The 16,850-nt window shown below is 39.8% G+C and carries 11 protein-coding genes; 9 read left to right on the top strand and 2 right to left on the bottom strand.

Going from position 1 to position 16,850, the window contains the following annotated elements; genetic code table 11:
• Nucleotides 1–13: 13 nt before the first annotated feature.
• Together ACQ334_RS09160 and ACQ334_RS09155 are read right to left on the bottom strand one after the other, a co-directional pair.
• On the bottom strand, nt 14–3,271 hold the full coding sequence (locus ACQ334_RS09160; protein ID WP_430987894.1) for a SusC/RagA family TonB-linked outer membrane protein: 3,258 nt from the start codon (nt 3,269–3,271) through the stop codon (nt 14–16).
• 425 nt (nt 3,272–3,696) lie between these two features.
• Nucleotides 3,697–5,001 (bottom strand): porin, encoded by a 1,305-nt coding sequence (locus ACQ334_RS09155; RefSeq protein WP_430987893.1) that lies wholly within the window; start codon nt 4,999–5,001, stop codon nt 3,697–3,699.
• Between the two features lie 124 nt (nt 5,002–5,125).
• Between ACQ334_RS09155 and ACQ334_RS09150 the strand changes: the two genes are divergently transcribed.
• From ACQ334_RS09150 to ACQ334_RS09110, 9 genes are all read left to right on the top strand, one after another.
• Nucleotides 5,126–5,776 (top strand): DUF47 domain-containing protein, encoded by a 651-nt coding sequence (locus tag ACQ334_RS09150; RefSeq protein ID WP_430987892.1) that lies wholly within the window; start codon nt 5,126–5,128, stop codon nt 5,774–5,776.
• A gap of 40 nt (nt 5,777–5,816) precedes the next feature.
• Entirely contained in the window at nt 5,817–6,968 is a 1,152-nt protein-coding gene (locus ACQ334_RS09145) for an inorganic phosphate transporter (protein WP_430987891.1), read from the top strand.
• 67 nt (nt 6,969–7,035) lie between these two features.
• A complete protein-coding gene (gene galE / locus ACQ334_RS09140) occupies nt 7,036–8,091 on the top strand; it encodes a UDP-glucose 4-epimerase GalE (RefSeq protein ID WP_430987890.1) in 1,056 nt (351 codons plus the stop codon).
• 85 nt (nt 8,092–8,176) lie between these two features.
• Nucleotides 8,177–8,935 (top strand): polysaccharide deacetylase family protein, encoded by a 759-nt coding sequence (locus tag ACQ334_RS09135; protein WP_430987889.1) that lies wholly within the window; start codon nt 8,177–8,179, stop codon nt 8,933–8,935.
• A gap of 125 nt (nt 8,936–9,060) precedes the next feature.
• Entirely contained in the window at nt 9,061–10,014 is a 954-nt protein-coding gene (locus tag ACQ334_RS09130; RefSeq protein WP_430987888.1) for a transketolase family protein, read from the top strand.
• Nucleotides 10,015–10,162: 148 nt separating this feature from the next.
• Complete coding sequence (locus tag ACQ334_RS09125) at nt 10,163–10,714, top strand: RNA polymerase sigma factor (RefSeq protein ID WP_430987887.1); 552 nt, start codon at nt 10,163–10,165, stop codon at nt 10,712–10,714.
• Between the two features lie 32 nt (nt 10,715–10,746).
• Nucleotides 10,747–11,652, top strand: coding sequence for a hypothetical protein (locus ACQ334_RS09120; RefSeq protein ID WP_430987886.1), 906 nt, complete (start codon nt 10,747–10,749; stop codon nt 11,650–11,652).
• Between the two features lie 10 nt (nt 11,653–11,662).
• Nucleotides 11,663–12,085 (top strand): hypothetical protein, encoded by a 423-nt coding sequence (locus ACQ334_RS09115; protein WP_430987885.1) that lies wholly within the window; start codon nt 11,663–11,665, stop codon nt 12,083–12,085.
• A 327-nt stretch (nt 12,086–12,412) separates the two neighbouring features.
• The gene (locus ACQ334_RS09110; protein ID WP_430987884.1) at nt 12,413–16,774 is read left to right on the top strand and encodes a hypothetical protein; all 4,362 of its coding nucleotides are present in this window, start codon (nt 12,413–12,415) and stop codon (nt 16,772–16,774) included.
• The last annotated feature ends 76 nt before the right edge of the window (nt 16,775–16,850 follow it).

Genomic DNA, 16,850 nt, shown 5'->3' with positions numbered 1-16,850 from the left:
AGTAATTGATCAGTTAAAAAACGATATTAAGATTAACACCATAGCTTCTTGTAGTAGGTGTTTGTAAATTAGGTTCACGGCTGTTGCTTTCATATATATTTCTTCCGCTGTATTGATCTACATCAATATCATGAAAACGGGAAGGGAAAAAATACAAGAGGTTTCTGCCTACTAACGATACATCTATTTTGCTGATAAAACTTTTTTTGCCTAATACGCTGGTTGGTATAGAATAAGTAAGTACTACTTCTCTTAGTTTAGCATAGGTTTTAGCTACTGAAGTATGTTCAAAATTATTGAAGAAGCTGTTTACATAATCTTGTATCCATTTTGCTTTGGAAGTATTGGTTGCAAATTGTAAAGCAGACATGTTGGTGATAACACCGGTTACAGGATCATATTGAATGGTAGTACCATTAGATACCTGCACACCTTCACCAATATACGAACCGGCAAAGCCTGCATCTTTATAATGACGGAATTCGTATTCTCTTGCAGCACCAACTGCACCCTCGGCAGTTTCTATATTACTACCTCCTTCAGTTGATTTTCTTTTCACATAATCCTGCACAATACCACCTACTTTTCCATCAAACTGGAAAGAAAGGCTGAAAGTTTTATACGATATTTTATTGTTTATCGCCCAGCTCCATTTTACATCACCATTTCCAACATATTGTTGTTTAGGAAGATAAACCGGGTATCCTGCACTGTTATTAATTACCTGTCCATCGGGTGTTCTTGCCACAACAGAAGCAAATAGTTTATCCACCCTGTCTCCCTGGTGAAACTGGTAGCTTTCAAATTGGGCAGGCAAATCTTTGTACACTTCTTTATAGGTAGACCAGTTTACCAACACATCCCATCTTAAACCATTTTGTTTTTGAATCGGTGTGCCGCTCAATGATAATTCAACACCCGATAATTTAGTTTTAATAGCATTGGTGGTTAAACCGGTAAGGCCCGATGTTTGCGATATTGGAAGTGACCTGATATTTGGCCCTTTAATATTCGAATAGTAAGTAGCATTGAAACTCAAACGGTTTTTTAAGAATTTAATATCCATACCATATTCTGTACTGGTAAGCTCTGATGATTTTACATCCGGGTCTAATTTATTGCCCGGAGCATAAGCACCTGTTTGGTTGTTATATACAGTACCAATAGTGTAGGCAGGATCAGACAAACTATAAGCAGGTCCGCCAAAAACAGTAACGTATGGGGCACCATATCCAAGCGGGTAAGCTGCCGGGCCAATGTATTGTGTAACATCAGGAGATTTTGCAGAAGCATAACTGGCCCTGAATTTTAAGAAGCTGATAGCATTGGGTAATTTTACATAATCTGATACAGCAGTAGCTAATGAAATTGACGGGTAGAAATATTTATTGTTGTTAGTTCTTAATGTGGAATGTTTATCCACCCTGCCCGTTGTAGTTAACGAAAGATAATTTTTGTAATCCAATGTTGCAGAATAATAAGCACTCAACACCAGCATACTTGCTGTATAGCTATAGGCTTTAATGGGGTTTAAAGAATTGGAAAAGGAATACAAATTCGGTACGTTCAGGTAGTCTGTGGTAGTATAGCTGGAGTTATAAGAAAAGTTTCTTGCATTAACACCGGCAATAGCATTGATAGTGAGTTGATCTTTTACTTTGCCATTGTATTTAACTAATCCTTCCACATTGTTATCAATTAAAGAACGCCTGTCTTCCCTGTAATCACCACGGTTACCTTCTCTGCCATAAGGGTGAGCAGAGTAGGGCAGTTTTTCAGTTCTCAATACATCGTTAGTACTGATATTACCTCTTACGAGTGCTTCTATATTTTTATTGGCTTTATAAGTGAGGCCAAAATTTCCGTACACATCTGTTTTATAATGGCCACGTAACCATTCATAACTCATAAACCAAGGGTTATGGTAACGCTGGTATTCAGCAAAGTTCGATTGAATACCTTCTTTACCCGGCTGCCAGTAATTTCTGATATCAGGAGCATTAACATCCCAGTCAGCACCTGTCCAGATGGTCATATTGTAGATCACACTATTAGGTCCGTATTGTACATCGGGAATATTGGGTGTTGCCTGGCGGTTATAATTTAAACCACCCTCAATTTTTATTTTACTGCTCAGTTCGTAACTGGTATTTAAATTAAAATTGTAAATATTCAGCTTGGTATTGGGTACAATACCTCTCTGGTAGCTGTTGCTCAGCGACATCCTGATATTGGCACGGTCAGTAGCAGCAGAAAAGCTAAGGTTATTGGTAGTTAATATACCAGCCTGTATAAAATTTTTCAGGTTATCTTTTCCTCTTTGAATGTAGGGCGTAGGTTTTCTTAAACCCGTAGCCGGGTCAATCGGGCTGTCAAATTGCGCAATCAGCTGGCCTTCAAATTTTGGTCCCCATACATCATAGTCGCCATCATTTAACCCACCGCCTTTACCATCAACAAAAGAATATTGCGAATTATCTCCGCCGCCATACAAAGCTTGTGTTTTAGGCAATGCAATAAATCCTTTATCTATCTGTGTACTGGAGTTGATTTCGATCGTATAACCCTTGGTGTTCTTTTTTCCTTTTTTAGTAGTAATTAAAATAGCACCATTTTGTGCACGACTGCCATACAATGCAGTAGCTGCCAGCCCTTTTAAAATAGTGTAAGATTCAATATCATCAGGGCTGATATTCCAGGTATCCGAAGTAATCGGCATACCATCTACCACATACAAAGAAATATTACCCCCTCTCAACGATACTGCAGGAGCAGCAAGCATTTCCCTGGATATCGCTACATCAAGGCCAGCCACCTTACCCACTAATCCATTAATTGGGTTGGGTTCCCTGGCTTTTACTAAGTCAGCTCCTTTTATTTCCTGTACAGCATAGCCTAGTCGTTTGCTTTCTTTTTTAATACCTAAAGCAGTTACCACTACATCTTCTAATTGTTTGGCAACAGGTGTAAGCCGTATCGTTATAAAATTCTCTGTCGCATTTACTACCTGTGTCTGGTAGCCGCTGAAAGAGAAAGTCAGTTTTTCTCCTTTCAATACACCAATTTTAAAATCACCTTGCTTATCGGTGGAGGTACCGTAAGAGGAATTTTTTAAAGTGATACTTACCCCTTCAAGAGGCTTATCGGTGGTGGCATCTGTTACTCTCCCCTTTACCTGCACATTTTGTTGTGCCAGTAAACAAAAGGGAGCATACAGTAATGTAATAACCAGCAGCAGGGTTCTGGTTAGATTGTACTTTGTTGGCTTCATAAACAATGATTTAAGTTTTGAGCGCCAAAAGTATCAGCGCAGTGTTACCAAATAATTGTCCGTGCGTTAAGGAAAAACAAACAAAATGTTAAGAAAAGAAAACATGAAATTGATAACAATTTTCTAATGATCAGGAAAGATTTGTTTTGTAAAGGAGGTGATAAAATTTCAAATGATCAGTAAAATAAAAAAGCAGAACCTTTCAAAGGTTCTGCTAAACGCAACATGAGAAAGACGCTATGTATTATACCAAAACTAACTGCAGTTATAACTCGGGTAAAGTTAAAAACATATAAAAATATGCTATTGTGGTGCAGTATCTTTATGCAAAGCAAAGATGCAGCAGTTGCTGTTAACAGCAGACAAATACAGTGTTACCTAATCTGCAATAAATTGTTAAGTAAATATTACAGCAGCAATTTTTATTAAAACCGGAATTGCAGCCTGCAGGTAAACACATCATCTTTTACATCGGAGGTAAAACCAGGCAGTGATGTTTTTTCATTGGTTACTTTTTCATACCACAAAAGCAATTTTACATTATCATTGATATAATGGATATACCCAAATCCAAGGGTACTGTATTTTATATTTGCCGAATTTAAATTAGTGCCTGTTTTCCCAATATCATTTCCTTTTACTTCTGCGTTAGGATCATACCAGTCGTATTTAATTCCAATTTGATGATGCCTGGAAAAGATGTTATGCAGAAGATAAAAATAGGTACCATTAAATTTTCTGATGTAATAACCATCATTGCCTGCCAGTAAAGCTGCCGGTGTTTCTGATGTTACAGAGGTACCGGTTTGTTGACCAAACATTAACTCAGCCCTCAGCTCTGTATAGCCGGCTTTTGTTTTAAATTTCAGTTGCATATCTGCACCATAATATTTTCTTGGTGCAATTTTCCCTGTATTATTAACGGAAGAATCAGCAATAAAAGTTTTACCAAAATTATTACTGCCGGTTCTGTACAGGTATTGTGTATTCTGAAGCATGCCTCCGTTTAAGTAAGATACTGCAGCACTTAATTGTAGTTTGTTTGAAACAGGCAGAGGCTTTAATGCCATTCGGCAGATAAAATCTTTATGGCTGTCAAAATCTGCTGTAGCTGCAAGGCCTTGGCCATTAAAAAGCCCTGCATCAATTTTTAAATAATAAAGGGGGTGGTTTTTTACTCTTGGCTCAAAGCTTACCATAGCGCCAAGATCTCTTTCCGTTTTCATTAAAAGCTGGCTCATCCTTCCCCTTTCAGGGCTTTCCCTGTCACTGCTGGATAGGTTGAGCTCGTAACTGAATGGCCTGGCAAACATACCACCGGTAAATGCAAATACTTTATATTTATTTTCAAATACCCTTCCCCAGAAATCCCTGATAAAAACACCTCTTTCGGTACCATCAAACTGAAATACAAACTGAATTGAGGGACCCTTTTGTTCGGCAAAGTGCACATACTCAAAACGTATCCTGCCACGCCTTAGCATAAAACGATTGCTTGCATTGGTGGCAAAATCGCCACCATCAAAACTTTTTTCCCCTTTTGTTTGTGCCAGCTGAAATTCAGGCTGTATATACCCTCCAATTCTAACGTTATCAAATTTTTTATATATCGAAAGCATGCCTTTTCCTATGTCTTTTGTAGTATCCACCATATCCATCAAAAATTGAGCATGAAGGAGTTGGCAAAACGATGCAACTACTACTGTTAAAAGCAGTTTTTTCTTAAGCATAAACAAAATTTGCCCCAAAGGAATAATAATTTAATGTTACCTCTATGTTAACAAATTATTACCAATTTAAAAGAGTTTTATTTTTTTACGCTAATAAGTAACCTTTGCCGCAAAATATATAACTATGGCTGGCATAAATTCAATTTTAAAGATTTTTTTACCTAAAGACAGGGTGTTTTTTCAACTATTTGAAAACGTTGTGGTTGTATTAGTTAAAATGGGTGAAAAGTTAAAAGAAGTGGTTAACGAACCTGATTTTGACGAAAGGGCAAAGCTTATTAAAGAAGTGGAGGATATGGAGCATATAAATGACGATTATACACACCAGATATTCACTGAATTAGGAAAGAACTTTATTACTCCGTTTGATAGAGAAGATATTCACTACCTGGCTTCTGCCTTGGATGATATTGCTGATTACATTCAGGCTTCTGCTAAAAAAATAAATTTTTACAGGGTAAACCCTAATGATATGGGGATACAGAAGATGGCCGATATTATTGCACAAGGTTGTGTGGCCGTTCATAACGCCGTAAAAGAATTGCGCAATATGAAAAATATGCGCCAGATTACTGATGCATTGGTGGCCATTAACAGTATAGAAAACCAGGGCGATGATATTTTTGATATGAGTATTGAAAAATTATTTGCTGAAGAAATGGACGCAAAAGAAGTAATTAAAAAAAGGGAGATTTATCAGGTAATGGAAATTGTAACTGATAAATGTGAGGATGCTGCTAATGTGATAGAATCTATTATTGTTAAGTATGCTTAATAGTGAGAAGCAGATTTTGCAGTACAACCAAAATTAATTTATGTCAACTTTACTCATAGTTATCATTTTTCTTGCAATAGTTTTTGATTTTATCAATGGATTTCATGATGCAGCTAACTCCATTGCTACTATCGTTTCTACAAAAGTACTTACCCCTTACCAGGCTGTGGTATGGGCTGCATTTTTTAATTTTTTAGCATTTTTTATTTTTAAAGAGCACGCTATTGCTAATACCGTTGCTAAAACAGTACATAGCGAAGTTATTGTTGGTAATACGGGCTTGATAATAATTTTATCCGGGTTGATAGCCGCTATTTTCTGGAACCTGCTTACCTGGTGGTATGGTATCCCGTCTTCTTCATCACATACTTTAATTGGAGGTTTTGCCGGTGCAGCAATTGCCAGTGCAGGTTTTGGTAGTATTGATAGTGCCATGATCTTAAAAACAGTTTTCTTCATCGTACTGGCACCATTGATTGGTATGGTTATCGCAATTTTTATTACACTGATTACAGTACAAAGAAGCTTTTGGTTAAAATTATCTGTTATAGTTATCCTGGTAGGAGTATGTGCTGTTTTTGTACCGTTTAAAGGTGCCAAGGGGGAAATCGAAAGATGGATGCTGATTGGTTTAGGTGTAGTTTTTTCAATAGCCTATTTTATTAATTATCTCAGAGGTGAAAATGCTTATCGTACCCAGAATATGTACAAAAAATTACAATTGGTATCTTCAGCAGCATTCAGTTTGGGGCATGGTGGTTCCGATGCTCAAAAAGTAATGGGTATCATCACAGCGGCATTAGTAGCTACTGGCTATATTCACAAGTTTGAGGAAATGCCCAATTGGGTGCCATTGGTTTGTTACTCTGCAATTGCATTGGGTACTATGAGCGGTGGCTGGAAGATTGTAAAAACAATGGGTACAAAAATTACAAAAGTTACTCCTCTTGAAGGTGTAATGGCAGAAACTGCAGGTGCAATTACATTATTTACTGCTGCTAACCTTGGAGCCCCCGTAAGTACTACACATACCATCACTGGTTCTATTATCGGCGTGGGTGCAACAAAAAGGTTGAGTGCAGTACGTTGGGGCGTAACAATAAACCTTATCTGGGCCTGGATATTAACCATTCCGGTAAGTGGTGCTTTGGCTGCTCTTGTGTATTACATCATTTCTTTTTTTACCAAATAGTTTTAAAATAACTCAATTATAAAAAATCACTCACGCAATTGAGTGATTTTTTTATTTTCTTTGTAGCATGGACAAAATACTGGTAACCGGTGGCTGCGGCTTTATAGGCTCTCACACCATAGTTGATCTGGTTCAAAATGGCTTTGATGTTATTTGTGCGGATAACAACTCCCGCAGTAACGAAGGCATACTGAACGGGGTAGAAAAGATCATCAATAAAAGAATAAAAAATTATAAAGTAGACCTTTGTATTTATGATGATACCTACGCCATTTTCCAGGAAAATCCCGGTATCAAAGGGATCATTCACTTTGCAGCTTACAAAGCAGTAGGAGAGTCGGTTGAAAAGCCTTTGATGTATTTTGACAATAACCTGAATTCCCTCATCAATATTTTAAAATGCGCTGAAGAGTTTAATGTGCCGCATTTTGTTTTTTCTTCATCCTGTACGGTATACGGCAACCCTGATAGCATGATAGTTACAGAAGACACGCCGCAAAAACCAGCCGAATCACCTTACGGAGCCACCAAACAAATGGGCGAACAAATAATAAGGGATACCATAAAAAGTAACTCGGTAAACGCTATTTTGTTACGGTATTTTAATCCCGTTGGAGCTCATCCTTCTATCAATATTGGTGAATTACCTATTGGCAAGCCTGCCAATCTCGTTCCGGCAATAACCCAAACTGCTATTGGTAAAATACCCCTGATGAATGTATTTGGTACCGATTACGATACCAGGGATGGCAGTTGCGTAAGGGATTATATACACGTGTGTGATATTGCGCATGCACATACCCTGGCTTTAAATTACCTTATAGGCAATAAAAATACCTCTAACTGCGAAGTCTTCAACCTGGGCACCGGCAATGGCTATACCGTACTGGAAGTAATTGCAGCTTTCGAAAAAGTAAGCGGCGTACAATTAAACTACAAACTCGGCCCACGCCGCCCCGGTGATGTGGTAGCTATCTATGCCAATAACAGTAAAGCCAAAACTGATTTGGGTTGGGTACCCGGCTTAGGCATTGATGTAATGATGGACACCGCCTGGAAATGGGAATTAAAGCTCAAAAACGATGAAAATCTTTTTACCACCCAAATTGCTGGTTTAAATTAATTTTCTATTATCTTCGCCACCTCCCCAAAGTCCTCAACCCCAGGAACCACTATCCTTTTTAAAGTCGCCCGGTAAAATACTATTTATGGCAAAAAAACTTGTTTTGGCATTAAGTGCCTTTGTGATCATTATTGCGTTCTTCTCGGGGTGTAAAAAATTTGAGAAAGAAGGGCATATGCAGGAACCAGGTGTTGTAATCACTTTTGACGACGACAGGGTAGACAATTGGTTTGAATACTTACCAATGATGGACAGCCTGGGCGTAAAAGCTACCTTCTACATCTGCAAATACAATCGCTTTACAGCAGATCAGAAAAGAAAATTGGGCATCATAAGAAGCCACGGACACGAAATTGCCTTCCATACTACAAATCATTATAATATGGAAGATTATGTATATAAAAGCAGGCATACCATCGACGACCTCATGCGTTGCGAAGTAGAAGCAGGATTAAAGCTCATGAACCAGGATGGCTTTTATCCCACCACATTTGCCTATCCCTATGGCGCTCATAATGCAGTATTCGATAAAATGCTGATGCGGTATTTTAAAAGCGTAAGGGCGCTTAATGGTACACAGGACTTTTCCAAAAGCGTAGTACCCACTCAACATAACGACCTGCTTTATGGCCTGGGTATCGATAAAAGCAGCAAACGCAGCGATCCCGATATCATTAATGTATTGCAGTCTGCCAAAAATAATAACGCTTGTGTGGTTTTTGTATCTCACGACATTAACACCCCCAGTAAATTCAGCACTTCCTTACATAGGCTTATTCAAATATTTGAATTTGTAAAAAAGAACAACCTGAAATACTATACCGCATCAGAAATTTCTGACTAAATAATTCCTTGTGCAGTAATTAGCTAAAACAATGTGGGCAACTTTTTAAGTTGCCCATATTTTCAATCAAATCTTTCTTTTACTTTGCACTTCATTCTTATAAAATATTAAAAAGGTTTATTAATATGCTCAGTAAAATAGAGGTAACAGGTAACAAAGATACCCGTAGCGGTTTTGGAGATGGTATTCTGGAAGCTGCAAGAAAGAATCCCAACATCATTGCATTAACAGCCGATCTTTTGGGTTCAATGAAATTGAACGGATTTATTAAAGAATTTCCTGAACGTTTTGTGCAATGCGGTATTGCTGAAGCAAACATGATTGGTATTGCTGCTGGTTTAACTATCGGTGGTAAAATTCCTTATACTACTACCTTCGCCAACTTCTCTACCGGAAGGGTATACGATCAGATACGCCAGAGTGTTGCTTATAGTGGAAAGAACGTAAAGATCTGTGCCTCTCACGCCGGCCTTACGTTGGGCGAAGACGGTGCTACACACCAGATTTTAGAAGATATTGGCCTGATGAAAATGTTGCCGGGTATGACGGTGATAGTGCCTGCTGATTATAACCAGACTAAAGCAGCTACAAAAGCTATTGCAGATTATGAAGGACCGGTTTACCTGCGTTTTGGCCGCCCTGTATGGCCCATTTTTACTAAAGAAGAAGATTTTGTAATTGGTAAAGCACAGCAATTATCTGAAGGTACAGATGTAACCATTTTTGCCTGTGGCCACCTGGTTTGGAAAGCTATTGAGGCAGGAAAAATACTGGAAGAAAAAGGCATTAGTGTGGAAGTGATCAACATCCATACCATTAAACCATTGGATACAGAAGCGGTGTTAACTTCTATTAAAAAAACCAAATGTGCAGTTACTGCCGAAGAACATAATATTATTGGCGGATTAGGTGATAGCATTGCACAGGTAGCTGCCAAACATTTCCCCATACCCATTGAGTATGTTGGTACCAACGATACTTTTGGCGAAAGCGGAAAGCCAACTGAACTGCTTACAAAATACGGGTTAGATACACCGGATATTGTAGCTGCTGCAGAAAAAGTAATGGCACGTAAATAGGTGTCAGGACGGCTTCAAGCCGTCAGACACCTTTAAACAGGCGTCAGGACGGTTCAAAACCGTCAGAAGCCTTCCACCTGATTAAACTTTTATAGTAAAAACCAATCTTACCGATTGGTTTTTTTATTTTTACTGCCTCAAACCTTATATGGCTACACATTTAGATGACAAAGAACTGCTGCTTCAGTTTGCTGAACCGGCAACAAAGGAAAGGGCGTTTACCGCCATCATTAAAAAGTACCAGGAAAAACTATACTGGCATATCCGCCGTATGGTGGTAGAGCATGAAGATGCCAACGATGTACTGCAAAACATGTTCATCAAAGTATGGAAAGGACTGGAAAATTTCAGGGAAGATAGCCAGCTGTACACCTGGTTGTACCGGATTGCTACCAATGAGTCGCTCACTTTTATCGAACAACAGAAAAAAAGAAGTTCGGTTTCTTTGGGCGATGTGGAAAATGGCCTGAGCAACAAACTGAAAGCCAGCGAGCATTTTGATGCTAATAAACTGGAATGGAAACTACAGGTAGCTATTCAGCAGTTGCCTGAAAAACAAAAAGTTGTGTTTAGTTTGCGGTATTATGATGAGATGCCTTACGAAGAAATGAGCCGGGTTTTGGAAACCAGCGAGGGGGCCCTTAAAGCAAGCTATCACCATGCAGTAAAAAAGATTGAGGAATTTATACTGAATAATTAAACTTTTCATAACAAACAGCGTCTCAAACAGGAATGGAAAACAGCAAAGACATATGGAATGAATTAAATGCACTTAGCCCGGTAATTGCAGGGATGGAAAAAGTAAATGTGTTTACTGTTCCTGCAGGTTATTTTGAAAGCCTTGGCGCTACTGTTTTAATGAGTGTAAAGGAAGAAGAAGGGGATATTTTGGCTTCAATTAAAGCAACTTCTTCTATGCAGGTACCAGAAGGCTATTTTGAATCACTGGCCGGAAGTATTCTGAACAAGATAAAAGCAAACGATAGCGCAGCAACAGAATTAAATGAATTATCACCGCTGTTAGCTGGTATTGACAAGAGAAATGTATTTACAGTGCCACAAGGTTATTTTGAATCATTAGCCGGTAACGTTTTACATACAATAAATGCAGCCGATGATGTAGTTATAGAATTGAATGCATTATCACCAATGTTGCAGGGGCTGCAAACTAAAAATGTATTTACTGTACCGCAAGGTTATTTTGAATCATTATCAGCAGAAATTCTTACTAAAGTACAACCGCAGCAGGCTAAAGTGGTTACTATGCAAAGGCGCAGTACCAGCACTATTTTAAAATATGCAATTGCTGCAGTGTTTACAGGTGTAATGGCATTGGGGGTATATAAATTTACAAACAATAATGGCGGACCTGGTGAAGTTGCGCCTTTAACTGCTGCTAACCTTAAAGGGCTGGAAATTGCAAAGCAAAATACATTTGAAGAAGAATTTGCAAAAGTAAGTAATGACGATATCGCCAGTTTTTTGGCTAAAGATGGAGTGGATGTAGAAGCAGCTGTTGCGGTTAGCCAGATGCAGGATAAAGTAGATACTGAAGAAACAAAAAATACTGATAAAACAGAAAGCAATGAAATTGATGATTTGTTTAACCAGTTAGATAATAATACCCAGACGAATTAAATTTACAAAGATGAAAAAGATATTGTTTTTTTTAATGGTGGCATTTATGGGCATAAATACCGTTAATGCACAAACGCCAGAAGATCCGGATGCAGCAAAAAAGCAGGAAAAACTTCAGGCACTCTATGTAGCTTTTATAACAAACAAGTTGCAACTTTCCGAATCTGAAGCCCAGGCTTTCTGGCCTGTACACAACGAGTTTGACAAAGAGATCAAAGCCGTTGGGATGGATTTATCAGAATTAAAGCGGGAAGAATTAATTCTTAATATTAAAAAGAAATACGAACCCAGATTCACTAAAATATTGGCTGATCCAAAAAGAGTAGACAGGCTTTTTAAACTTAACGGAGAATTTAGGAAGAAGCTGGTGGAGCGCATGCGTAATCAGCAAAATGGTATTCCGCTAAGGCCTAAGCTAAGAAGAGGCGTTTAATTTTTAAGAGCATAATTATAATTGTAAAACTCCCGGTACGGGAGTTTTTTATTTGATTCAGGTATCATTAGTTGTAACTGCAAAATGCAAGGCTTTGCAGAAAATATTACGCCGTACTCAGGCCGTCCGTTATTAACTGCTGGCTACCCCGTTACAAGCTGGATTTTATGCTCTTTATAGCTGAAAATCAATTTCTTAAAATTATTCTGCCCTCTGCAACAATATACAGGATAAGATATCAGTTTATGTTGATAACATTAATTTGGATTAGGCATATCGAAAAACTATTTTTACCGCCATACTAACCTTCAAAACATTAAACCTGCTATGGAACTTGCTGTTCAATCCCACAACCGCTATTACTATGTAACTAACGGGCTTAAAATTATTTGCCTTGGCGTAATGCTGCTGCTTTTTACCGGAAGTTGTAATTATTTACACGATCAAAACCAGAAAGAGGAAAACGAAATGTACGATGGTCCTGAACTTGCGGCCAGGCAGGAATTTGAAAAAACAAAAGACCCTGCTACCGGAAAAGTGCCCCGGGAAAGATTATTGGCAGCGATTGAAACCACAAACGATCTTAAACAATTAAATAGCCAATCACTTATTGGAGGCTTATCCTGGATTGAAAGAGGGCCAAATAGTGATTTACCCGGCCCTTTTGGAAATGCCAGGCCAACGGGTGCCAGCACTGCCGGAAGAATCAGGGCAATGATGGTGGATTCTACCGATGCCACACATAAAACAGTTTGGGTAGGTGGTGTTGATGGCGGGCTTTGGAGAACATCCGACATTACCGCATCCCCGGCCACATGGGTATTAATTAATGATAACCTCAGTAATCTTGCCATTTCCGACATTTGCCAGGATCCCAGGCCCGGTTTTCAAAACATTATGTACTTCTGTACCGGGGAGTCTTACTTTAACATCGATGCGGTGAGAGGAAATGGGGTCTTTAAAAGTACCGATGGTGGTGCAACCTGGTCGTATTTAGCCAGTACCAGCACCTACACAAGTTGTACACGGATATTATGCGATTACCTTGGCAATATTTACCTGGCTACAAGAGGCTCAGGATTGTTACGGTCAACAGTAGCGAGTGGCGGTGCAGTATGGACAAATATCACACCAGCCGGCCTTGTATCGGATATATGCGATCTTGAGATCAGCTCAACCAGTGCAGCAGGCAGGCTTCATGTAGTGGCAGGCATTTTCAGTACCCAGGCGTATCGCTATACTGATATTCCTGTAACCGTTGCCGCCGGCACGTGGACGGCTCCCGCAGTTGCTTTTCCATCTTTTAATAACAGGGCTGAGATTTGCGTAAGCGGCAATACGCTTTATTCACTCGTTGCTGATGCCGGTAACCAGGTTCCTACCATATACAAATCTACCGACGGTGGAGCCAATTGGGCTGCCACCGGGGGGCAACCTGCTGTAGGATGGGCCAGCCAGCAAGGTTGGTATGCGCTGAGTGCTGCTATCGACCCTTCTTCAGGCGGTACAACATGTATAGTTGGGGGATTGGATACTTGGAAAACCACCAACGGCGGAACAAGCTGGACAAAAATTTCCAGCTGGGTTACCTCTACCGGGGGTTTTTATGTACATGCCGACCAGCACGATATTCAATGGTGGGACGGAGGTAATAAATTAATGTTTGGTTGTGATGGAGGTGCTTTTTTCTCATCCGATAAGGGAGTATCTATGAGTGACCGGAACAAGGGATTAAGAATTAAACAGTTTTTTTCCTGTGCTATACATCCTTCAACCACCAATTATTTCCTGGCCGGTGCACAGGATAATGGTGTGCACCAGTTCAGCAATGCGGGATTAAGCAGCACTGTTGAAGTAACGGGTGGAGATGGTGGTTACACCGCTATTGACCAGGATCAGCCCCAATACCAGTTTGGTTCTTATGTGTATAACCAATACCAGAGAAGTACCGATGGTGGTGCTACCTGGGCATCTGTAAACCTCAGCGCATCAACAGGGCAATTTATAAATCCATTCGATTATGATAATACAGCTAACATTATGTATTGTGGAGATGCAGCATCAAGTTACAGGCGCTGGACAGATCCACAAACCGGCAGTACATCCGCTGTTATAAATGTTTCCAATATGGCAGGAAGCGTTACCGCAGTAAGTGTATCACCTTACACCGCTAACCGGGTGTACTTTGGTACCAATAGTGGTAAAGTAATGCAGGTAGATGGTGCAAATACATTTGTATCCGCTTCAGCAGGTACCGATAGATCAACCGGGCTTCCGGGAGGCACTGTTTCCTGCATCAATTTTGGAACCAGCGATTTAAACCTGATGTGCTGCGAATCTAATTATGGTATCAATAATATATGGGTTTCTTCGGATGGTGGGGCAACATGGACAGCAATTGACGGCAATCTGCCGGATATGCCTGTACGCTGGTGTATGTTTTATCCCGGCAGCAATACAAAAGCATTCATTGCAACCGAAACCGGTGTATGGCAAACCGACCTGGTTAATGGCGCAAGTACAGTATGGAATGCCAATCCAACTTTCCCTTCCGTAAGAACAGATATGATAAAATACAGAAGCGCTGACCGTACCATTGCTGCAGCAACACATGGACGTGGATTGTGGACAGCAACCATTCCAACTGTTGCTACTCCGGATTTGTCATTTCAAACAGCTGCAGCATCTGCAACCGAATACACTACATTTAAAAGTGGTTGCCGTGGGTACACAGATTATACTTACTACATGGTTATTGCCAATTCACCTTCTGCTGCAGGAACAGTAACCCTGGCAGTGGCAGGCGGCGCTACTGCTACCAATGGTGTTGACTATGCAGTTACTACCAACGGAAATTTTGCAGCCCCCAGCATGACCCTCAATTTTGCCGGCGGATCTGGAACTGCACAACCCTTTACCATAAGAGTGTATGACGATGATGCAGTGGAAAGTGCCGAGTCATTTACGTTAAACTATACAGTTACCGGGGGAAATGCCCAGGCCGGTGTTGCTAACCAAACACTTGCTTTTACCATTAATGATAATGACGCAGCACCACTTACCTCTTCATCAAACACACAAACAGTGGGTACTTTAAGCAGTAATCTTGGCTCAGCACTGTTTAACAGCGCTTTGCAGAGTAAGCGGGTACAAATGCTTTATAAGGCATCTGAATTAACTTCTTTAGGCCTGGTTGCCGGTAATATTACTGCCATTCAGTTTTATATTGGTGTTAAAAACAGTACCAGGGCATTTACTAATTTAACCATAAAAATGGGAGGCACCACTACGGCTAATTTAGTAAATGGATCGGCCTTTGTTCAAAGTACAGCTATCGTAAAAAATCCATTTACGTACTCTACCGTATTAGGCTATAACAACTTTACTTTCGATGTTCCTTTTGCATGGAACGGAACAGATAATATTGCAGTAGAACTTTGTTATGATAATGGCACTGCGGATGGCACCCAGACTTCTGATCAAACCTATGGCTACTCAGATTGCGGTTCATGCCCGGCACTGGGTAATATGTTTTGGCAGGATGGTATTAATTGTTCAGGATCCTTCGGTTCGGTAAGTCTTTATTTTAATGATTTAAAACCAACAATTAAATTAACGCAAACCGTTACAGGCACACCTGTTTCCACCACCATCACCTCTAAAGTTGCCTACCTTGGCCCTAATGATGATGTACCATTCTATGATGCATCGGGCAATATCATGGCAAGGATAAAAAACAATACGGCATTCGATTATGGTTGTACAACTATTGATATCGACAGGGCAGGTACAGCCGCCACGGCTTTCTGGAATAATACGCCTGCAAATTACCTTACGAATAAATCTTTTAAGGTAACTCCAACAAATGCAAACCCAACCGGCAATTATGATATCACCTTGTATTACTCTGCTGCAGAAAAAGCGGGTTACGAAGCAGCAACGGGCCAGTCATGGACAGGTGTTTCTATGGTGAAGGCGGTAGGCCCCATCAGTGGTATAACCCCTGCTAACCAGCAGGTAAGTACTGTTACAGTAAACGGCGTGGTAACACAGGCCACATTTGGTTCGGATTATACCGTTAAAGCTACTTTCACTAATGGGTTTTCAGGATTTGCAGTAGGTAAACCCGGTGCACCTTTACCAATAACCCTGTTGTCATTTACCGGGTATGTAAAAGATAACTATGGTGTACTGGATTGGACGACCAGTAGTGAAAATAATAACAAAGGGTTTGACCTGGAGAAAAGTTATGACGGTATCAACTTTACAAAAATAGCTTTTGTTCCCGGCGCCGGTACTTCATCAACCTTACGGCAGTATCAATACCTGGATAAAACCAGGCTCAGCAACATTCAATATTACAGGTTAAAACAAATTGATTTTAATCAAAAAGAAGTGTATTCCGATATTGTGCTGCTGAAACTAACCGACAGGGATAACCTGGAATTGATAAGTGTAACCAACCCGTTCAATAATTCAATTAATATGATGTTCAGCAAACCCCTGTCAGGGTCGGTAGCTATAAAGTTATTTGACTTGGGTGGCAGGCTGATTTACTCTGATGTAAGGATGCCGGGCATTACACCATTACTTCAATTATCTGTACCGCCTTTATTTAGTGCCGGTACCTATATTCTGTCAATTGAAAACAGTAAACAACAATTTAACAGAGTTATTATAAAACAATAAGGCAATAGCGGTTTTATAAGAGGCCGGCTTAACGGGAATTGATTCCTGTTAAGCCGGTCTCTTTTATTTTGCTGTT

The sequence above is a fragment of the Ferruginibacter sp. SUN106 genome, assembly GCF_050611765.1.
Lineage (GTDB): Bacteria > Bacteroidota > Bacteroidia > Chitinophagales > Chitinophagaceae > Ferruginibacter.
The sequence above is the reverse complement of the archived record's forward strand: the minus strand, read 5'-3'. Positions and strand labels throughout refer to the sequence as shown.